The following is a 21755-nucleotide window of genomic DNA, read 5'->3' as shown; positions in this document are numbered from 1 at the left end:
TTAGTACATACATATATCCATTCAAGAAGAACCGGTTTTGCCGTCTTTTACGGACAGTTTCCGTTTCTACGAGAAATAGAAGGATGATTTATGGAGTGAAACAGATAAATTCTTATCTTAAATTCAAAAAAAGGTGGTGGTGTGGTGCGCTCCCGCAATGCCCAAAGCCGCATGATGGCAACCATACTAATTCTCTTCTGCTGTACATTATTTCCGTTACAATCTACGATGTACCTGTCTGCCGATCCTAGCGGTTCTTTTTTCAATTCCTCTATACCAGATAATGAAGAAACCCGTAAACTTCTGGAGCAGACTTTATCTTCCGCAGAAATCGAACGGGAGATCATCAAGATTACAGCCGAACAAAAAGCGCTTGAAGAAAAGGTAGATTACCTAGAAGAGCAAGCTATCCAGAAAAAATCTGCCATCGCAAACCAACAAGAGCGTGCAGGCGCGGTCCTTCGTTCTTATTATATGGGGGATAGAGACGGTCTCTTGGCCGCATTTCTATCCGCGAAGAGCATTAGCAGATTCCTGGCACTATTCGATTATTATGAAATTATTATCGGAAATGACCGCAACATTCTCACACAATATGAGGACCAATATAAGGATCTAAAGAAGACCCTCCAGACTGCACAGCGCAGCTCGAAGGATCTTGCACAGCTACGAACCGCTCTGGAGGAACAGAAAATTCGGGTAGCCGCGCTCAATAAAGAAATTGAAGGTGGGATTAAAGACAGTAGTGATCCTGATAATATGAGCGCTCTACTTCAAGAATTCACATTATATTGGGAGAATATTGGTTTGCGCGAGGTAAAGACCTACTTCAAAGCATTGTCTTCCGCAATGAATAAATTACCGCAGTTTGTCCAGAATCGAGAGGGAGTTCTTACTCGTAAGGGGATGACTTATGTTCTGAATCTGAAGGAAGAGGATTTAAACGAATTCCTTCAGTCCCAGAATAAGCTATTTAACGATTTTGCATTTCATTTTAATGACGGAACGATTACTGCCACAGGAAAAAGTGGAGCTTTAGCCCTTTCATTAACCGGTCACTACATCATACAGGAAGAACCCATCAACGGACTTATATTCCAAGTAGATCATGTTGTATTTAATGGTCTCGAATTACCTGACACCACTAGAAGAACACTTGAGGAGGAATTTGATTTAGGCTTTTACCCTGAAAAAATTGTTTCTTTCCTCCGTGCCACAGAAGTAGATAGTAAAGAAGGCGTCCTCCAAGTTAAACTTTCTATCTCATTCTAAGCCTTCCTTGATGAAATCTTTGTACCCAGCCGCATCCATTTTTCCTGTAAGCAGTAAGGATACTGCTTCAACAATCTTACTCCAGCCGCCTTGGAATTCAACCTCCGGGGCGGTTTCTTCTGTCAGTAATAATTCGACTCCAAAAGGAAGCCTATATTTGAAATCATGCTCTGAACGATATAGGACATCCAGCGCGGGCAAGCTTCCCGTGTTCTCCAGCCAATCCATTTGAGAATCCTCAGAAGTGATAAATGTCAGCCAATTCACGGCTTCCTTTGGATTTGGGGATTGAGCTGGAAGTGCAAAGGAACGGCTGTAATAAGATTCAAGTCCTCTCCCGTTACTTGCGGTCAGTGGTGCTTCAGCAACTAAAGATGAATTCCCGTGTTTTTTCCACTCAGATAGCGGTAGAGCAGCAACAGCAACGCTTCCGCTCTGAATCATATCCCAAACATCTTTGTTATATCGACTGGTAAGGTAAAAATAACTGCGAGCATTCTGAGTCCAATTTATCACTTCTTGGTTATCCGATAGCAAGCTGCTGTTCATACTCTCCATAACAGCGGACAATCCATATGGATTACGTGTATCCATTGCGAGCAAATATTTCCCTTGCTCTTTAAGCACATTCTGAAGCAATGTGTTCCACTGTTCCAGACTTCTTGGTAAGGTAGTGAATCCCAGTTCCGCAAGACGCTGTGGTGAATAAACAAGTACATAAGGATCAATATCCAGCGGCACTCCCCAATTATATCCGTTCCATTGCATCCATGGGATTAACTGAGTTAACGGTGCAGTTCCCGGAATGCTCTGATACACATCCACCGGCAATAAATATCCACGTGTAGCCCAGTCGAGAATACTTCGTCCATCCGCCATAACGATATCCGGGCTATCCCCGATGGTTAGATCATGCTTCAAAACTTCGTCTGCATCCTCGCTATCAATATTTCTTAATATTACCTTTACTCCACTTTCTAAAGTATAACGATTGCTTAAAAGCTCCAGTTCATTGAATTCCTCACTATTTAACGATACTGTAATGCGCAGGCTATCTATAGTTCCCTCTTCCCCTGAAGAGGGGTTTGTCGACTGACTTTGTGGTTTTTTCATAGGATGTGGGTCGTTATTGGTATTCAATTCCATACTGGGTGACAAGCTTGTCAGCGATAGTAGTAAAATTGCAAAAAGCAGCCAATAATTTTTGCGTTTCAGCACAATTCCCCACCTTCCCCATGATTCGTCACCCCTATTTTACCAAACCCGCCGCTGCTTGTCTTTAGAATGTGAAAACGTTCTCTTTCTATTATATAGGGGAAATGACGAAGACAATTAAAAGACTGGGTGATCTTAGCGCTAAGGGCGCTCCGTGTGCGGATTATTCTTCCGATCGCTGTTGTCTCCAGATTTATGGATTATATTCCTAAACGGTATAAATCCGGAGACAAAGGCGAGCGCTAACGCTTCTACAGAACAATTCCTCCCCCTCCGCTGACCGCGCTCAATCTAAGGCACCACAACCGTTAATTCCCTCCGCCATTTCTGGGCGGGCAGGAAAAAGCCGGGAGTGTATGCTTCTCCCGGCTGAAAAGAGGATTGAAGGTTAGAGTAGGTCTGCTGCCAATTGGGCCAGGCGGGAACGCTCGCCTTTTTCCAAAGTAATGTGTCCGCTAATCCCTTGCTGCTTAAACTTCTCAACAATATAACTAAGTCCGTTACTCGCAGCATCCAAATATGGATGATCGATTTGCTCCGGATCCCCCATAAGAATCACTTTGCTTCCTTCACCCGCTCTGGAGACGATTGTCTTCACCTCATGACGGGAAAGGTTCTGAGCTTCATCAATAATAATGAACTGCGAAGGGATTGAACGGCCACGAATATAAGTTAAGGCTTCTACCTGTATGCTGCCTAAGCCCATTAAGATTTTATCGATATCGCCAGCTTTTTTGGTGTCGAACAGAAACTCCAGATTATCATAAATAGGCTGCATCCAGGGTCTGAGCTTCTCATCCTTCTCTCCGGGTAAATAACCAATGTCTTTACCCATAGGAACTACTGGACGAGCAATAAGCAGTTTTTTGTATTTATGCTCATCTTCAACTTTGAATAGTCCGGCAGCAAGCGCCAATAATGTCTTCCCTGTACCAGCCTTACCCGTAATGGTTACAAGCGGGATTTCATCATTAAGAAGCAGCTCCAATGCCATTCGTTGTTGAGCATTTCGGGCGCTGATCCCCCAAACTGAATCATTGCCCAGATAAAGCGGCTCCAGACGGGTCGCATCACTATTCACTTTGAGAAGAGCTGATTTGCCCGTGCCTATCTCATCCTTGAGGATCACAAATTCATGAGGGTACAAGGGATACGACAACCCGAGCTGTTTAACTGTTAAAGAGCGGTGACTGTAATATTCATCAATCAATGCCGGATGTACCTGCAGAGATTGGTAACCAGTGTAAAGTTCATTTAAATCTCCAGTGCGATCTGACAAGTAATCCTCTGGCGTAATTCCTAGCACATCCGCTTTAATACGAACCAGCACATCCTTACTCACAAGCACTACGGGACGCGGATCAGGCTTCTCTTTCTCTTCGATTAAATAGTTGAGAGCTACAGCCAAAATCCGATTGTCGTTAGATACCTCACCAAACATTTCCTGTACCTTCACAAAACTGCGATGGTTAAGTTCTACCTTCAGCTTGCCTCCATGCTCCAGCTCCACACCACTATGCAAATGACCTAGCTCACGAAGTCCATCGAGCAATCGGGAAACCGTGCGGGCATTTCGACCGATTTCGTCAGCGTTGCGCTTTTTGGAGTCGATTTCTTCCAGCACAACCGCCGGAATAACCACCTCATGCTCCTTGAAAGAGAAAATCGAATTGGGGTCGTGCAAAAGCACGTTGGTATCTAGCACAAATATCTTGTTCATATTATCCCCTCCACAGCGCCTGGTTTGATTGATCATACATAACTCTTTCCGCCAAGGGAAAAGATAAGGTACAGAAACGATCTTGGCTGAAAGGAGTAATCACATATGAGAAAATCAATGTGTCTGTTGCTGGTACTGCTGCTATTGACAAGCTGCGGTATCGCTAATAAAAAGACATCACCCTCTCCTCAGAATAAACAATCTGCGAATGCTGTAAAGGGTACGGGAAACCATGAGGTTCGGCAATTGGCCAACGATGGTGCAACTAATCCTAAGGAAACCTCAAAAGCTGGTCACACCGTCAGTGTTAAGGGCGAAAGTGAAATTGCACTTAAGGACCATTTTGAACAGTTGGCCAAAAGAGTTCCTGGTGTGAATGGTGCACACTGTGTAGTCATGAACAAGGTAGCCATTGTAGGTCTTGACGTAGAAGGTTCTCTAGACCGATCACGTGTTGGAAGCATTAAATATTCTGTCGCGGAAGCTATCCGCAAAGACCCGAGAAGTGTACGTGCACTTGTCACTGCCGATATGGATCTCTCCAGCCGCTTAGCGGACATGAGCCGCCATATCTCTCAGGGACATCCAATTTCCGGATTCTCATCCGAACTGGCTGATATCATCGGTCGAATCATGCCGCAGCTGCCAGAGGATACTAAGCCGATTAAAAATGCACAGTGAGGACAAAAAAAGCCCAGTGATATTCTCACTAGGCTTTTTTCATGGCAGCAAATACTTGTCCGTCCAGCTTCTCAGCGGCACGTCCATCATAAACCTTTGCATATCTTGGGGCGGATTCAAGCTGCGCTCCATAAAAAAGCGCGTTACGCACCGCCATAATTTCAACATCAAAGCAGCACATCTTGAAAGGTACATCCTGAAGTGGATCCTGCTTTACAACGGCACTGCCGTTAATAGCATAGACAGTACCCTCACCGAACACAGTGACGGTTACTAACGGGTTGACCTTCATGTTGTTCACGAGTCTGGAACGATGATCTACAGCCAGACGCACAGTACTAGGACTAACTGCATAAATCCACGAAATGGCCGTGGACGTTGGACCTCCTGATTCCGCATCAACTGTGTTGAGAAGAACAAAAGTTTCCGATTGCAGCATCGATAACAAGGTTTCGTTCAGCTGAGCAACGGCTTCGGACATAAGTACTGGCCCCCTATGCGGCGTAAATTCATTCAATTTATTATATTATAGCACAGGCTGAAACTTGCATTCAATTTTAGGGCGAAGTGTTATTAAGGACTTTAAGGCGCCTCAGTGGATTCTGAAGTGGAATTAGCAGAAACTCCTGCTAATCGATCCTGCAAGCTTTTCTTGGCAGCCTCAAGCTCCTCATCATTAATATATACATACGGACTTCGCCACGTTCCAGTCACGGGCTTGAATTCGATATCATCTTTGGAAATCTTCCAATAAGTCGCAATCATATCTTTAATCTGCGAATTTTCGATATCAGTCTTCATATTACTATCCACTGCATCAAGCACTTTGCCTATCTTTAATACTCCACCAAGCGATTGCATCTGATCCACCAGTGAGTGAAGGACCTCATTCTGACGTTTGTTCCGATCAAAATCGTCTGAACCCTTAGTCTTAGGCTTGCAATTAGATTTACGGTATCGCACATAATCTAGTGCTTTATCTCCATCAAGCTCCGCCGGACCTTTTTTCAAATTGATATTCGTACCGTCAACGCTGTCTGTATAACACATATTATCGCTAATGTTGACTTTGACTCCACCAAGCTCGTCCACCACATCGCGGAAGCCTTGAAAATCCAGAATCGTTGTATAATCTACGTCAATATCTAGATATTTCCCCATCATTGTCTTCATCTCATCTTCTGCCAAAATACCAGAAGAATCTTCTTTCCCTTTAAAGCGAGCATAGAATTCGTTAATCTTCGTTTGCTTGTATCCATTGAGCTCAACTAAGGTATCGCGTGGAAGAGAGACAATGGTTGCTGATTTTGTCTTAGGATTAAGCGCTGCAACCATAATAACATCTGTCAATCTAGATTGATGTTTTGGTCTATTATCCGTACCCAGGATAAGCATCGTCAGTGGTTTTTCTGTAGCCGAATGTCCTGGGGCAACCGTTCCTTTACTACCTGCATTAAAGACCCCATTTTCAAGCTTCCAATACAGATAGCCCCCGTAGCCCAATACGCCAAGAATCGCAATAATGAGTAAGGTTAACAGGATTCTAACTAATCTGCCAAAAAAGCCTCTCTTTTGCGGTTTCTTCTTTTTTTTCTTAGGAGCACCCTTCACAGGCTGTTTTCTATTATTCGGTTGTTGACCACTTGCTCGTGGAGGTAAACTGCTGTTTCGTGTACTCATAGTAGAATAAAGTCCTCTTCATTTCATTTGGAATTAAAATTGCTACACTTAAATAGACGTTGCATAAGCAGTAAAAGTTTCGATTACTGTCTTTTTGCTGCAGCTGCAGCCTTTCTCTTCTGTCGAGCTTCTACGATATAACGTATCCGTACCATCAGCATTAATCCGACGGCGACCAGCAGACACTGAATGATCGGTAGCTTATCATGTTGAAAAATGAGGAGCATGCCGGAGCCGATTGCCATCATTATGTACAGCATAATCTCTTTGCCAATCGATAACTTTTGATTCACACGAAATACCTGATTATACACAAATGTAAGCAATATAAAAATAACAATATAAGCGACGATTGGATGCTCAGCAAACCAGACTTGCATAGATACCGCACTCCTCCCAAATTTAAGATACGTTTACATTATATCATCAGTAAGGGAAGTTTTTGTTATAAAAAAAACCGCCGAAAGTTACACCTCCGACGGCTCTTTACTATAATAAGCTGATCTTACGCGTTTGCTTGTGCCATTTTACGTTGCTTCTCTACACGTTCGCGTTCGCCTTTGTTCAGAATCTTTTTACGCAAGCGAATGGATTTAGGTGTGATTTCACAATATTCATCATCATTCAAATATTCAAGTGCGCCTTCCAAAGAGAAGGTACGTGGTGTCTTCATTTTTACAGTATCGTCCTTACCTGAGGTACGCATGTTGGTAAGTGCTTTTTCTCTACAGATGTTAACGATAATATCGTTATCACGGGTATGCTCGCCTACGATCATACCTTCATAAATTTCTGTACCTGCATCCAAGAAGAGAATACCACGATCCTCAACGCCCACTATTCCATATTGTGTTGTTGATCCAGTCTCACTGGCTACAAGCACACCTTGATGACGTCCGCCAACTTGACCAGCAACCAGTGGAGCGTAGCTGTCAAAAGCATGGTTCATAACGCCGTAACCACGTGTCAAAGTCAAGAAGTAAGTGTTGTAACCAATCAAACCACGTGCAGGAATCAGGAACTCCAGACGTACTTGACCCGTGCCGTTGTTAATCATGTTGACCATTTCGGCTTTGCGAGTGCCCAGACTTTCCATAACAGAGCCCATGCTTTCTTCAGGAATGTCAATCATAAGACGCTCAAGTGGCTCCGATTTAACACCATCGATTTCTTTAATGATTACTTGTGGTTTAGAAACTTGCATTTCATAACCTTCACGACGCATATTCTCGATCAGAATACCAAGGTGAAGCTCACCGCGTCCAGAAACGATAAATGCATCAGGACTATCCGTTTCATCCACACGCAAACTCACATCTGTCTCAAGTTCTTTAAAGAGACGCTCACGCAGTTTACGGGAAGTTACCCATTTACCTTCTTTACCAGCAAAAGGACTGTTATTCACAAGGAAAGTCATTTGCATCGTAGGCTCGTCGATCTTAAGAACAGGCAGTGCTTCTGGATTCGCTGGATCAGCAATGGTCTCACCAATGTTAATGTCCTTGATCCCTGCGATAGCAACGATATCCCCTGCGCCCGCTTCTTCTGTTTCAATACGTTTTAAACCTTGGAACCCGAACAATTTCTCAATACGTGCGGTTTTACTCTTACCGTCACGCATAATTACAGTTACAGATTGACCTTGTTTGATTACACCGCGGTTTACACGGCCAATAGCAATACGACCCAAGTATTCGTTATAATCCATCAACGTTACGAGGAATTGAAGCGGGTCTTCTACACTTTCAGTTGGAGCTGGGATATGCTCAACGATTGTTTCGTAAAGTGAAAGCATTGTCTCATCTTGCTTCTCAGGAACCATGCTTGATGTACCATTAAGAGCAGATGCATAGACAACCGGGAATTCCAATTGTTCGTCATTTGCTTCAAGTTCGATGAACAAATCGAGCACTTCATCAATAACTTCCTTAGGACGAGCAGCTGGACGGTCAATCTTGTTCACGACAACGATCGGTGTAAGTTTTTGTTCCAATGCTTTACGCAGAACGAATTTCGTTTGCGGCATGCAGCCTTCATAAGCATCAACGACCAGCAATACACCGTCAACCATTTTCATAATCCGTTCTACTTCGCCACCGAAGTCAGCGTGTCCAGGTGTATCCACAATATTGATCAAAAACTCTTTATAAGTAATTGCTGTATTTTTAGCTAGGATTGTAATTCCGCGTTCCCGCTCGATATCGTTAGAGTCCATAGCGCGTTCTTGTACGTGTTCGTGTGCGCTGAAGATCCCCGATTGCTGAAGAAGCTGATCGACGAGTGTTGTTTTGCCATGGTCAACGTGGGCAATGATCGCAATGTTGCGAATATCTTTTCTTGAATGCATGATTTGTATCCAAATCCTCTCATTTATCAAATTAAAACTGTTAAAATTCTTAGCATGTCACGGCAGTCTCACAAAAGAAGCGCCAGGCAGAAAGCCGACGCTTCAACATAACATTAATATTATAGTGAAAGCACTATGAAAAGCAAGTCTTTTTATGAAAAAAACAGTTGGCAAATTCCGTTTTTTTTCACAAGATCCAACATTAATTAACTTCGATACCATCTATTTCGGCCACGAGTTCTACCCCGACCTGTAATCAGCCAAATTCCTGCCACGATGAATACAATACCAATTAGATAGATCACACCCGTACCCATAAGACTGAAAATACAAAGCGCTATGCTTAGAACGCCTAATATTACAGCAATTGCAGATAGTCCCCCTGACCGTCTTGGAGAATTTATGGAATATTCATAAAGACCTACGGCAATGCCAAGCAGAAGCACAGGCCATAAATATTTCATAAGCCCCCATCCCCATATATTGCAAAGACCAAACAATAAACCATATACCGTTAATATTCCCGCGGGAATCAATACTGTTGCCGAAGCGCGGCGGCTAAAAAACAACATATGTAGAACCAATCCTGGAAGTAAAATCACTAGCGGCCAAAGGGCTCGTCCCAAAAATCCGAAGACCCCCAGCTTACCGAATAAAATCAAGACGCCCGCAGCTACAATGAATATACCTAGTCTCATGTCATTCTTGGAAGACATCCTTCACCCATCCCTTCAAATTCACGTCTACCTCATTTCCTTGCCGTCTCATACCCAGAAAACGACAGGATTCTTATTCATATATTATCTGAAACATACACAAAATGCCATCACTGACCATGCAAAATATCCCCACAAAGTGGCGCTTTGCTTCGATGCGTACTCAGGTACTTTGCGGGGGCCCCAAATATATACTTTCTGATACGTCAAAAAAGGACGATTCCAATTTATGGAGATGTCCTTGTAGTATTGCCTTTTATTGCAATTTATTAACCTAGTGATGTTGTTCTTCGTTTAACTGCTCCTGTAACAACTACTAATATTCCTAAAGCGATCGGCAGTATGGAATGCGTGGATGGGAGCAAAAAGGAGAGCATTGTCCCTAATTTTGCATCCTGAAGCATCATATCACCTGCTGTAAAGGCTAAAATATAAGCGCCGATAAATACGAGTATCGGAAATCTATGCAGCCACCCCACAATGAGGCCACTTCCCCATACTACAATCGGAATGCTGAGCGCAATCCCGATGACAATTAAAGCCAAATCGCCTTTGGCTAGACCGGCAATTGCCAGGACATTATCAAGACTCATAATAAAATCAGCCACGAGAATCGTTCGGATGGATTTCCATACGGAGGATGTTTCTGCGACTCTAAGGTCCTCCTCTTCTTCCAGCAGCAGCTTGAACGCAATCCATAGCAGCAGAATTCCTCCTCCAGCCTGGATATAAGGGATTTTCAACAGCAATACCGCAACAAAAGTTAGCAAGCAGCGCAGAATAACAGCTCCCGCAGCTCCCCACCACACCGCAATCTTCCGGTGCTTCTCCGGAAGGTCCTTACTGGCCATCGCGATGACCATAGCATTATCTCCACTCAGCACAAGATTGATCATCAATATTTCACCAAGGAGCAATAATGATTCCATTCGCTTTTACCTCCCCGAATCACATGTAACTACATGTATGTTCGGAAGTGACAAGCTATGCTTCCTGTCCAACTTTTTTTTGAGGATGAAAGCATGTATGCCCCTTTTTTTGCGTATACAAAACTAAGCATATCTTCGTGCTCATCTTAACTAACTTTAGGGGTGACTATGCCTTGAATACATCCATATGGGAGTTTGTATTATCACTGCTCAATATTATTTTTCTAGATCTCATTCTGGCGGGAGACAATGCCATAGTCATCGGACTTGCTGCGCGTAATTTGCCGAACAGCACTCAAAAAAAAGCAATTGTGCTTGGAACAGCAGGTGCCGTCGTATTACGGATTTTCGCAACGGTTCTGGTCGTATGGTTATTAAAAATCCCTTGGTTACTGCTGGCAGGCGGGATTTTACTTATTCTAATTGCCTATAAGCTGTTAACAGATGAGAACAATTCAACGAATATCAAGGCTGGTCAAAGCTTAGGGGCCGCTGTGGGTACAATCATTCTAGCCGATGCTGCGATGGGACTGGATAATGTCATCGCCATTGCGGGAGTCGCTAAGCACAATATCTCTCTAGTTGTCATAGGACTGTTAATCAGCGTTCCAATTGTGGTCTGGGGAAGCACTCTCTTTATTAAATTAATCAACAAATATCCATGGATTATTTATATTGGTTCAGCAGTCCTAGGGTTTACAGCCTCAAGCATGATTACAGATGAGCAGCAGCTATCCCCATTTTTTGAGCAGCATCCACTATTGAGAGCTCTGTTTATATTTGTGATCATTGTTGGCATCTTAATTGGAGGACACTGGAGACGCCAATCAAGCCATAATAATTCAAAAAAGCTGCCTCAACCGTAGATGTTGCTACGAATGAGACAGCCTTTTGTTTATAATATTAGAACCATTCTTCCTGTAATCCAGCCTGAGCACTTACTACATCTTTAGGCTTCTCATCTCCATACGGAGTGATCAGCACGGTCTCCGTGGCTTCAATCGCTGCGTCCAGTAATGCAGAGTAACCTGGGAGCGTAGCTTCAATCTTATCTACAATCCGTAAATTCGGATTCGTTGTAGGTGATTTAGGTACAAATAATGTACAGCAATCCTCATAAGGAAGAATTGACAGGTCATAGGTGCCGATATTCTTAGACAGCTCTACAATATCACTTTTGTCCATCATTACCAGCGGACGTAAAAGAGGAAGTTCTGTCGCACGGCCGATCACATTCATACTTGGTAACGTCTGGCTAGCAACCTGTCCAAGACTTTCACCGGTTACGATCGCGAGGGCACCCTCACGTTCAGCAAGCTGTGTAGTAATTCTCAGCATAGCTCGACGCATCAACGTAATAATCAGATTATCCTGACCTATTCCGGTAAAAGATGTCTGCACCTCTGTAAAAGGTACTAAGTGTAGCTTGATGACTCCCGCATATCGTGACAATACCCGCGTAAGATCAACCACCTTTTGCCGGGCAAGCTCACTCGTATAAGGATAACTATAGAAATGTACGCACTCCACTTCGAGTCCACGACGCATGGATGACCAACCGGCTACAGGACTATCAATGCCTCCGGACAGCAATAACATCGCTTTTCCATTCGTACCAAGCGGAAATCCACCAACACCAGCAATATTTTCACAAAATATAAAAGTATGACCTTGACGAATTTCGACTTTCAGCTCCAATTGAGGTGACTTTACATCCACAGTAAGTCCGGAATAGCCTTGCAGCAGTGGTGTCGAGACTAGCTTATTCATCTCCATGGAGCCATATGGGAACTCTTTCCACACCCGGCGTGCATTAACTTTAAATGTAGTTCCCGGTGCAGGAGCGATGATCTCCAAAAAATGACGGCTGACAGCCACAATATCCTCGAGATCTGACTTGGCCACCTTTACCGGACTAACAGATGCGATTCCGAATACATTCTTCAATGCTTCTACCAATGGGGCAGCAGTTTCTCCATTCAGTTCCACGTAAATTCTTCCAAATTCTTTGGTTAGAACCACCTTTGGATATGGCTTAATCATTTCTTTCACATGACGTAGTACCGTTTTCTCAAATCTGGCACGGTTTTTGCCCTTTAATGTAAACTCCCCGAAACGCAAAAGCAGCATATCGGCATAATCAATACTATTGGCACTGCCTTTAGCAGATTCTTGATTCATCACACTCATTAGTTACTTCATACCTCCTTCAGCAATCTTTAAAGCTCGTACCGCAGTAATTAGTGCTTTCTCAAGCGCTGCGACATCTTCTTCAGTGTGACTATCACCGAAACTGATGCGGATGCCTCCTGAAGCTACAGAGACATCTTTCCCCATGGATAATAGAACACGACTAGGTTCTGCAAGCCGGGAGGAGCAAGCCGATCGAGTAGAAACAGCCATCCCTAGTTCCTCCAGCTTACGGGCGAACACTTCCCCTTTCATGCCAGGGTATGAGAAATGCACAATATGAGGGGCTCCATCCTCTCTGCTGTTTATAACAAATTCAGGAACGCTGTGCAAGAAGCGTAACAGCCGATCCCGAAGTGGGAGCAATCGGGCATAGAAGGTTTCGCGCTGCTCAACACCCATCCGCACGGCTTTGGAAGAAGCAACAATTGCAGGTACATTCTCAGTTCCAGCACGTAGTCCCTCTTCATGAGAACCACCTGAAAGTAAGGGGAACAGTTGGATTCCTTCTTTAATATAGAGAAGCCCCGCTCCGCGAGGACCTCGAATTTTGTGAGGAGACAAGCTGTAAAGATCCGCTTTCCATCCTTTAAGGTCAACAGCAAGCTTACCATATCCCTGAACGCCATCCACATGAAATAAGGTTCGTGGATTTACGGATTTAATCAGCCTGCCAATCTCCATCAGCGGCTGTATTGTTCCAATTTCATTATTTACATGCATCACACTTACGAGTACGGTATCACGCCGTACTGCAGCAGCCACTCGCTCTGGATCAATCATTCCAGTGCTGTCAGGCGCTACAAAAGTAATCTCCCAGCCATTTTGCTGCAGCTGCAGACAACTTTCATACACAGAGGGATGCTCTATTTCCGTAGTTATCAGATGACGTCCTCTTGATTGATATTGCAAAGCAGCACCTTTAATGGCTAAATTGTTACTCTCCGTAGCCCCAGATGTAAATAGGATCTCCTTTGGTTGTACAGATAACGCAGCCGCGCATACTTCTCGTGAACGCCTGATCAGCTTTGCCGCTTCACTACCGGCACGGTGTAAGGAGGACGGGTTAGCATAATGTAGCTTCATAATTTGTTCCATCGTCTTCACCACGTCTTCATAGGGTGGTGTGGCGGCGGCATAATCCCAGTAAAGCATATATCGATTGTCTCCTTTACTTCTTTAAAGTACAGAATCATTCTTTTTTTAAATTTCGAAAAAGGATCAAACGGTGATCCCAAATACCAGCATGTGGTTTAAGGGAAATACCCGTTTGATCCTTTTTATTATACAGCGTATTCCGCGCGAGCGCGTTCTATTTTAGTGAGATAAGACTGCGTCTCTTTAGGAAGCAGTGAAAGTTTCTCCAATAATTCCTGATCATTGCTTACTCCAAGGTTAATTACCCTTGCAGGCCCTGCATTGTAAGCCGCTAATGCCATCTTTTCCTGTCCGTCAAAGCGTTTCAATTGATAAGACAGATAGCGTACACCACCATCAATATTTTGAGCAGGATTGAATGAATCAGAAACCCCTAACCCACGCGCTGTTCCATCCATCAATTGCATTAATCCTTTAGCACCAGCCGAAGAGACAACGTTTGGATTAAAGGAAGATTCTGTATCAATTACAGCTTTTATCAAATCGACTGGCACCCCGTACTTAGCACTCGCCGTTTGAATCAGATCATCATAGCTTGTTGGTTTAGTATCCGTTATTTCCCCGGAAATTACACTATCGATGCTTTCAGCTGTTCCGCCTATCTGTTGCCATAACAAGCTACTAACTGATGAAGCATCCGGAAGTGACGTCAAGAAGTTTGTATCACCGCCATTAGACGAGTTAGAAGATACAGCTTGAAGCATTGCTGCAAATTGAGAGGCTGACGCGCCCGATCTTACATTTTCATTTGCTGAGCTACTCTTGTCGGTTGCACTCTTTAAGCTTACCCATTTAAGCTGCCCTAACCCATTGGTTACAGCGGGATTAATCTCCATACCGGCGCACTCCTTTGATCCTGTTGAATCATATCTATTGGTCTAACCTTAGATTCCGATGAATTACGGCTTAATATTACAATTTATCAGAGATTATTGCTATATGCTGGAATGAAAAACAGACTTCAGACCCTGATATTTAGGTCTAAAGCCTGTTATAATTCAAACTTACCAGTTCATTTTTAGCGAGCAAAGGGTATCATCACAAAGTAACTAAGTGTGGATACAATCCCTAACCCCATCGCCCATGCCCCAAGCGTTTTTTGCTCCTTGGCATATGCATAATAACCAATCACAACTGAAATGGGTCCAAGTATGATGGACCAGAGAAACAAGGAGGCAATACCCATAGCTAGCCCAGTATAACCTATCGCTTTGCTTCCACTATATTCCTCTTCATGCTCCTTAGTTTCACTCGCCACGCGTGGTGTTGTATCCCGGATCGGCATCGAAACCGGATTCACCTCTGCGGCATATTCCTCTTGATGTTCTCTGTCCCGGCGTGGATAGTCTACTCTGCGTGGACGCAAAATAACTTTTCTCGGACCGGATTGTCCATTTGATGAACCTGATTCATGTTCCTTTTCTCTGTCCATTAGGGCGGCCTCCTAGGAGTTCGGCTTAAATGTTAAACAGCATGTTGCAGACGATGTAGCGACTTGATCGTGGTGACCTTCATTCGTCATTTCTTCAGCATATTCTTCTTTAAATCCACTGCCTGCGTGCTTGTCGATCTCAATAATAATTTCTTCTGCCCGGCATAAATTATGCTCGCCCCAATAATGACAATTGCTTACACTGCATTTGACTAATGGCTTTACACTCGACATATTTATCACCTCGGCTTCATTATGTCCGCACGATTTACCCCCTATTCGACAGGACGGTTTCCAGTTGATGTAACGATGCCCACGCAAAATTTCCCCACAAAGTGGGGGGGGGGGGGGGGGGTGCTTCGATGCGTACCCAGGTACTTTGTGGGGGCCCCAAATATATAAATTCTAATACGTCAAAAAAGGATCAGCCCTCGTCATTATGACGAAGTGCTGATCCTTTACACGAACGAGTTAACTGTTAAACCTGATTTTGCATACGTTTCTCAGTCAAATAGTCGTTCTCATAATAAGTAAGGTCATCGCGTAGCTCTTCATAGGTCTTGGTAATTTCTAGAATGATATCACGCGCCGGACGAACTGGCTTTTTACGGAAACGGATAGCATCCTGTCCAGTATAAGCATAACGTCCATCTTCAGAATAGCTTTCGTTCTTTGGATAGAAGAAGTTATTCACGCCATAGTGATATACATTATAAAGCGCTTTCTGCGCAAAAGATTCATCGAATGTAGCACGACGCAGCGCAACTCCCAGCTTCTCATAAGACATTTCCGAGAACACTAACAGATGACGGACATCGGACAGAAATCCTTGATAAAATTGTACAGTTTCTTCATCATCTTCTGTTACAAGCTGAGGCAATGCATGCTCGTTCAGAAAAATTTCCATTTTATCAATTACATCTTTAAGTTTGTCTCTCGTCGATTCACATAATTTCTGCACATTGGCTGCTGACATGGCGGTTGCTCCCCCTTATTATTCCCTGCTCTTGTAGTCAATAAAGTTAATCTTATGAAGAAATAGTCTTTAGACATATCTCTTTATTCTTGCAATATCAGGATGCAAACACAGAGAAGTCTAGCCTTCTGAAAATTAAAAGAACATCTATCGACGTATCTCCTGCAATATCAGGATGCGAACTCAAGATGCTTATTCTCTCTGATATTATCATAAAAAACGTTAGGAAGGTATCCTTTTCTAAGATGCATAAAACATACGCTCTCTTCTAAACCTATAGGCATTACAATGCGTAGAGGAGCGGAAATCATGTCACGTAAAAATCTAACGGTTGCAGGTTTGGTAACAGCTGCGTTCACAGCTGTATTACTTACCTTTGCGCTACGTCCTGACACTAATGGGACGACGACCAGAGAAGTCGCTAATGTTGCTGTACCAAATCCTGCTCCAACTTCAGCCCTACATTCAGCACCAAACCCTTCACAGGAAAAATCATTGAAGAAAAGCTCCTTATCTCAAGATGTTGATGCGACGGATCATCTGAATAGAGTGGATGTCAGCAGACATTTGACTAAGCTCCTCTCTGAAACGGATGGAATGACTTCGCTTCATGATAAATCAGTGTATGCAAAACGTTTGCAGCAGAACCACGGATTTATCACTATGCTTATGTGGATTGATTTTCGCAAGCATAAAACGGAAACCTTTAAGTCCTCTTCATTTCCTCAAGGAACGGAACAGGAGAATCAGCAGCTGCAAAAATATCTTAAGACGGCGAAATCAGCGATCCATGGTCATCAATCCTATGAATCTCCAACGTTTACAATCGGTAAAGAGAAATATTACTTTATCGCTCAGCGGAACAAAGAAAAAAATGTAGGCATCATTGCACTTATTAACCAAAAGGTGCTTGGTCGTGTGGCAGACCATCAGCTGAAGAACCTGCGTCTCATTCCTTATCCGAAGGAAGGTAAGTACCGTGTAGAATCCGTTCATACCGATAATTTAAAAGACATCACCGTTAAGACCGGTCATGATAACGAAAACGCCAGCCATTTTTATGAGAATGAAATTGTCGTCCGTTTCCGCAACAACTCACCTACTCCGGGCCAGCTTCAAACGATAACCGCTGATATCAACGGCAAGAAGCCACGTAAGCTTGGGTATGCCTATATTTTCCGTTCGGAGAAGATGACTTATTATGAGCTCAAAGACTATTTCACCAATAAATGGCACCCCGAATATACGGAGCCTCATTATATGTATTTAACCAATGATACGATATCTAAAAACGCAGAGGGAACAGTTACTCCAAATGACATGTTATTCTCCACCTATCAATGGAATCTGCCAGCGATCGAAACGGAGCTGGGCTGGAATCTTTCTAAGGGAAGTAAAGAAGTGATCGTAGCCGTAGTGGATACCGGAGTCCAGATCAATCATCCGGATTTGAAGGGTAAGCTTTTGACAGGGTATAACGCGATCACCAATGGCTCCACTCCAGAAGATGATGTAGGACATGGCACACATGTATCTGGAATTATAGGCGCCCTGGTCAATAATGGAGAGGGAGTAGCTGGAATCAGCTGGTACAACAAGATCCTTCCGGTAAAAGCACTCGATAATTCAGGAGCGGGCACCACTTATTCTGTTGCAGAAGGAATCATTTGGGCTGCGGACAACGGTGCGAAAGTAATAAACTTAAGTTTAGGTAACTATGCGGATTCCCAGTTTCTTCATGACGCGATCAAATATGCCTACGACCGAGATATCGTCCTCGTATCTGCTGCAGGCAACGATAATACAGAACGACCAGGTTTTCCTGCTGCGTATCCCGAAGTGATTGCAGTAGCTGCAACTAATGCTTCAGGGGAAAAAGCTTCCTTCTCCAACTACGGCGATTATATTGATGTCGCAGCACCCGGAGAAAGCATAGCAAGCACTTACCCAGATAGCCAGTATGCCGCGTTATCCGGTACATCGATGGCCAGTCCTCATGTCGCTGCGCTGGCGGGTCTAGTGCGTTCACTAAATCCGAATCTAACGAATACGGAAGTTATGGATCTTATGACCAAAAATGCTGTTGATTTAGGCACTCCCGGGCATGACAAATATTTTGGCTGGGGTCAGGTCGATATCTATAAAACATTGCAAGCCGCTAGCGGCAATCAGGTTCCACTACAGCTATGGCCACAGCATGTCCAAAAACAAATGAATCAATTGAAACAAAGATTAAGTAACTCTAAGTAACAACCTTAACCACCCATCTTCAAAAATCTACCAAGCAAACGGAGAAATAATCGTAAGCCTTCCTCCATATCCGTTTCATTCATTTGTGAATAACACAAACGGATATGCCGGGAAGGGTTCTCCGCAGAGTAACAAACATCACCCGGTAAAAAAGAAATGCTCTCCTGTTCGGCCAGCTCATGTAGCCTTCCGATATCAGGTGAAGCCGGCAACTCCAGCCAGAGATTAAGACCACCCTTTGGGAGAATGTATTTTACTCCAGGCGGCGCGTAAAGCTTCAGAAGCTTCGCCGCCTTTTCCATGCGACCACGGAGTGTAACTCGTAACTGAGCCGCATAGGTTTCGTACTTGCCCGCTATGAATGGCAGTACCGCCCTTTGTGTAAGCAGCGGACTCCCTAAATCACTTGCGGACTTGGCGGCGATAAGCCTTGACAGAATATTCCCACTAGCGGCTACACAGGCAATTCTGCAGCCGGGTGCAATAACTTTACTGAAACTCTTCATATAAACTACATGCCCTTCGGAATCCATTGATTTGATCGTAGGCGGCGGAGGCGCATGGAAGTATAAATCACTAAATGGATCATCCTCAACAATAAGGCAACGATAACTGCGGGCTAATTCCAGCAGACGTTGTCTTCTTGCTATGCTCATGGTTACTCCACTTGGATTCTGAAAAGTAGGGATGGTATAAATTAGCTTAGGCGGTCTTTGATCACACATTCTTGTGAGAATATTCACCCGCATCCCTTCACCGTCCGTAGGTACAAAAATCATCTCTGCACCTCGTCCTGCAAAAACATCTATAGCCCCTGTATAACTAGGAGCCTCAAGATACACTGTGTCCCCAGGTCCGACAAAGGTACGCGCCACCAGATCAATGCCTTGCTGAGTTCCGCTTGTGATCATTACATCAGAGGAAGTAAGTGCAATTCCACGTGTTTTTAAATGATCTCTCATAATTCCTCGCAGCTCCAGATCACCTTGGAAGTTCCCATAGGTTGCCATAAGCTCCGGCTGCTGAGTAACTAATGATGCGAAGGAGTCACCAATATTTTTTAGAGGAAGTAACTCACTATGAATTGCAGCTATATGAAAGGGATACTTAACTTCAGAGTAATCAAAATTGCGCCAAAGCTGAGCTCGCGGCAAATAATCATCATATACATCCTGCCAGCGACCATCTTCCTGACGTCTAGTGTGTTCAGGGTCGGCTACAAAGCAGCCTTTTCCTTGTCTGCAATAAATAAGTCCCCGCTTCTCAAGCACATCGTATGCCTTGCTTACTGTAACCTGGCTTACTCTCAAAGCTGTAGCCAAACTTCTTACGGAGGGCAGCCGGACACCTTGCTGGAGCAGTCCTGATGAAATCCGCTGACTTAGGGTTTCACTGATTTGATGAGGCAAAGATTTACTGCCGCTGCGAATCAAATCGATATGCATGAACCCTTCACCTCCACTGTTATATTCAACGCTTTACTGTTATACAGTACTCCTATTATGATAGCACCAAATTGAAAGGTGGAGAACTCATTTATGGATATCAAATACTCGGCCGCAGCCAATCATCTAGGATCATCAGCCGTTCGTGAGATTCTAAAGGTTACACAGGGCAATGACATCATTTCACTTGCAGGCGGGCTGCCTGGGGAGGATTTGTTTCCCTTGGAGGCAGTACGAGACGCTTATAACCGTGTACTCTTCAGCGATACCTCAGTGCTTCAATACGGACTAACCGAGGGCTTTACTCCACTACGTGACAAAATAGCTGAAAGACTTACTCGACAAGGAATCCCTGTTACAGCATCTGAGATGATCTTGACTACAGGTTCCCAGCAAGCCATAGATTTATTATGTAAAATACTGCTTGATCCCGGTGATGCTGTACTTGTTGAAGCCCCCACTTATCTAGCAGCTTTGCAGGTACTCGGCTCTTACCGAGCTGATATTCATACGATAAATAATGACGAGCAAGGCATTCTGCCAGATCACCTGGAAGATCAAATACAAAAATTACGGCCCAAACTCCTATATGCAGTTCCGACCTTCAACAATCCTTCAGGAGCAACCTGGAGTAAGGAACGCCGTGAGAAAGTGGTGGAAATTTGCCGCCGCTACAATGTTCTTATCTTGGAGGATAATCCCTACGGTGAAATAACCTTTGAGGAGAATAAAGATCTTTATCCAACCTCACTAGCGTCCATCGACAGAAGTTATGGTGGCGATTATTGTGTCGCTTACACTGGAACTTTTTCCAAAATCGTAGCCCCTGCCCTGCGTACCGGCTGGATTATCGGCGATTCTAATCTAATCAAGACCATCGCCAAAGCAAAGCAAGCAGCTGATCTGCATTCTAGCACCATTGACCAACGCGCTTTAGATGAACTGCTGCTGCATTTCGATATTGAGCAGCATATCTGTGTCATCTCACGAGAATATTATTCCCGAATGAAGCTCTTATCCGCGGAACTCCGATCGCAGAACTGGGAAGGAGCTCATTTTCTGGAGCCACGAGGCGGTATGTTCCTTTGGCTAACGCTTTCCCAAGAGATCAACACGAAGGAATTACTTCCTCTAGCAGTAGAGAACGGTGTTGCTTTTGTTCCAGGTGAAGTCTTCTATTCATCACAGCCCCATAAGAATAAGATGCGTCTGAATTTCACACATACGCCACCTGAGCTTGTACCCGTTGCTGTTCAGCGTCTGGATAAGGCGTTGGTACAATGGCAGGAGAGTCAGACCGGCATTCGATCATAAGCATGACAAAACCCGTCTTCTTCATCCTTTATGGGATGAGGAAGACGGGTTTTTTTTATTTCTCAGCCATGCTTAGAGTAATTTATTTCTTAGATACTTCTATGCTATCTTTATTGAGTCTAAAATATCCATTTTCAACGAAAGACATGATTCGACTGACACTTACCCCTGTCTGAAGGGATATATTTAATACCATCGTGTCGGGTGAAGTCTCTACGATACGCCTGATTCTCTGATACATCTCATCACAACTATTGCACATCCTCTTATTGTTTCGTTCATATAAATGTCCGCAGAACCCGCAAATCTGATAATTACCCATGCTACACGTTTCCCACTTTCTACATATCTTCTTGCCACGAGCATAAACACCTTCGGCGTCTTTATAAGGATGGTAAGCGTTGCGAGAAATATAAGGATAATGTATAAA

General features: G+C 43.9%; 20 protein-coding genes. 5 read left to right on the top strand and 15 right to left on the bottom strand.

Annotated features, from left to right (window positions below; translation table 11 throughout):
* Positions 1 to 144 precede the first annotated feature (144 nt).
* Positions 145 to 1272, top strand: coding sequence for a coiled-coil domain-containing protein (locus tag MKY52_RS16230; protein WP_341052291.1), 1128 nt, complete (start codon positions 145 to 147; stop codon positions 1270 to 1272).
* On the opposite strand, the gene MKY52_RS16225 is transcribed toward MKY52_RS16230, so the two are convergent.
* Together MKY52_RS16225 and MKY52_RS16220 are read right to left on the bottom strand one after the other, a co-directional pair.
* Positions 1264 to 2490 carry an extracellular solute-binding protein gene (locus MKY52_RS16225; protein ID WP_149647600.1) on the bottom strand — a complete coding sequence of 409 codons (1227 nt, stop codon included), beginning with the start codon at positions 2488 to 2490 and terminating at the stop codon, positions 1264 to 1266. The genes MKY52_RS16230 and MKY52_RS16225 overlap by 9 nt on opposite strands.
* 385 nt (positions 2491 to 2875) lie before the next feature.
* A complete protein-coding gene (locus tag MKY52_RS16220; RefSeq protein WP_149647601.1) occupies positions 2876 to 4207 on the bottom strand; it encodes a PhoH family protein in 1332 nt (443 codons plus the stop codon).
* Positions 4208 to 4312: 105 nt separating this feature from the next.
* Between MKY52_RS16220 and MKY52_RS16215 the strand changes: the two genes are divergently transcribed.
* The gene (locus MKY52_RS16215; protein WP_341052287.1) at positions 4313 to 4888 is read left to right on the top strand and encodes a YhcN/YlaJ family sporulation lipoprotein; all 576 of its coding nucleotides are present in this window, start codon (positions 4313 to 4315) and stop codon (positions 4886 to 4888) included.
* A 28-nt stretch (positions 4889 to 4916) separates the two neighbouring features.
* On the opposite strand, the gene MKY52_RS16210 is transcribed toward MKY52_RS16215, so the two are convergent.
* From MKY52_RS16210 to MKY52_RS16185, 6 genes are all read right to left on the bottom strand, one after another.
* Entirely contained in the window at positions 4917 to 5369 is a 453-nt protein-coding gene (locus MKY52_RS16210; RefSeq protein ID WP_076299659.1) for a pyridoxamine 5'-phosphate oxidase family protein, read from the bottom strand.
* Positions 5370 to 5470: 101 nt separating this feature from the next.
* On the bottom strand, positions 5471 to 6568 hold the full coding sequence (locus MKY52_RS16205) for an LCP family protein (protein WP_042190896.1): 1098 nt from the start codon (positions 6566 to 6568) through the stop codon (positions 5471 to 5473).
* 83 nt (positions 6569 to 6651) lie between these two features.
* A complete protein-coding gene (locus MKY52_RS16200) occupies positions 6652 to 6948 on the bottom strand; it encodes a YlaH-like family protein (RefSeq protein ID WP_042190898.1) in 297 nt (98 codons plus the stop codon).
* Between the two features lie 125 nt (positions 6949 to 7073).
* Positions 7074 to 8915, bottom strand: a complete 1842-nt coding sequence (gene typA, locus MKY52_RS16195) for a translational GTPase TypA (RefSeq protein WP_042190900.1) — start codon at positions 8913 to 8915, stop codon at positions 7074 to 7076.
* 206 nt (positions 8916 to 9121) lie between these two features.
* Positions 9122 to 9631, bottom strand: coding sequence for a hypothetical protein (locus MKY52_RS16190; protein ID WP_042190902.1), 510 nt, complete (start codon positions 9629 to 9631; stop codon positions 9122 to 9124).
* A 269-nt stretch (positions 9632 to 9900) separates the two neighbouring features.
* Entirely contained in the window at positions 9901 to 10560 is a 660-nt protein-coding gene (locus tag MKY52_RS16185) for a TerC family protein (RefSeq protein ID WP_341052285.1), read from the bottom strand.
* A gap of 173 nt (positions 10561 to 10733) precedes the next feature.
* On the opposite strand from MKY52_RS16185, the gene MKY52_RS16180 reads away from it, so the two are divergent.
* Entirely contained in the window at positions 10734 to 11426 is a 693-nt protein-coding gene (locus MKY52_RS16180; protein WP_042190906.1) for a TerC family protein, read from the top strand.
* A gap of 37 nt (positions 11427 to 11463) precedes the next feature.
* On the opposite strand, the gene thiI is transcribed toward MKY52_RS16180, so the two are convergent.
* The 6 genes from thiI to MKY52_RS16150 all read right to left on the bottom strand — a co-directional run bounded on the left by thiI (position 11464) and on the right by MKY52_RS16150 (position 16316).
* Positions 11464 to 12750 carry a tRNA uracil 4-sulfurtransferase ThiI gene (gene thiI / locus MKY52_RS16175; protein ID WP_231573334.1) on the bottom strand — a complete coding sequence of 429 codons (1287 nt, stop codon included), beginning with the start codon at positions 12748 to 12750 and terminating at the stop codon, positions 11464 to 11466.
* A gap of 3 nt (positions 12751 to 12753) precedes the next feature.
* Complete coding sequence (locus MKY52_RS16170; RefSeq protein ID WP_076284775.1) at positions 12754 to 13905, bottom strand: cysteine desulfurase family protein; 1152 nt, start codon at positions 13903 to 13905, stop codon at positions 12754 to 12756.
* 128 nt (positions 13906 to 14033) lie between these two features.
* Positions 14034 to 14744 carry a lytic transglycosylase domain-containing protein gene (locus MKY52_RS16165; protein ID WP_341052283.1) on the bottom strand — a complete coding sequence of 237 codons (711 nt, stop codon included), beginning with the start codon at positions 14742 to 14744 and terminating at the stop codon, positions 14034 to 14036.
* A gap of 182 nt (positions 14745 to 14926) precedes the next feature.
* The gene (locus MKY52_RS16160) at positions 14927 to 15340 is read right to left on the bottom strand and encodes a hypothetical protein (RefSeq protein WP_341052281.1); all 414 of its coding nucleotides are present in this window, start codon (positions 15338 to 15340) and stop codon (positions 14927 to 14929) included.
* Positions 15341 to 15352: 12 nt separating this feature from the next.
* On the bottom strand, positions 15353 to 15574 hold the full coding sequence (locus MKY52_RS16155; protein WP_042190912.1) for a DUF1540 domain-containing protein: 222 nt from the start codon (positions 15572 to 15574) through the stop codon (positions 15353 to 15355).
* Positions 15575 to 15818: 244 nt separating this feature from the next.
* Complete coding sequence (locus MKY52_RS16150; RefSeq protein WP_042190914.1) at positions 15819 to 16316, bottom strand: YpuI family protein; 498 nt, start codon at positions 16314 to 16316, stop codon at positions 15819 to 15821.
* A 309-nt stretch (positions 16317 to 16625) separates the two neighbouring features.
* On the opposite strand from MKY52_RS16150, the gene MKY52_RS16145 reads away from it, so the two are divergent.
* Positions 16626 to 18566 (top strand): S8 family peptidase, encoded by a 1941-nt coding sequence (locus MKY52_RS16145; protein WP_341052279.1) that lies wholly within the window; start codon positions 16626 to 16628, stop codon positions 18564 to 18566.
* A gap of 5 nt (positions 18567 to 18571) precedes the next feature.
* On the opposite strand, the gene pdxR is transcribed toward MKY52_RS16145, so the two are convergent.
* On the bottom strand, positions 18572 to 20011 hold the full coding sequence (gene pdxR, locus MKY52_RS16140; RefSeq protein ID WP_341052277.1) for a MocR-like pyridoxine biosynthesis transcription factor PdxR: 1440 nt from the start codon (positions 20009 to 20011) through the stop codon (positions 18572 to 18574).
* 93 nt (positions 20012 to 20104) lie between these two features.
* On the opposite strand from pdxR, the gene MKY52_RS16135 reads away from it, so the two are divergent.
* Complete coding sequence (locus tag MKY52_RS16135; RefSeq protein ID WP_341052275.1) at positions 20105 to 21325, top strand: aminotransferase-like domain-containing protein; 1221 nt, start codon at positions 20105 to 20107, stop codon at positions 21323 to 21325.
* Positions 21326 to 21755: the final 430 nt, after the last annotated feature.

Origin of the sequence: Paenibacillus sp. FSL P4-0184, assembly GCF_038004625.1 — a bacterium.
GTDB lineage: Bacteria > Bacillota > Bacilli > Paenibacillales > Paenibacillaceae > Paenibacillus_AQ.
This window is presented reverse-complemented; position numbering and strand designations above follow the sequence as displayed.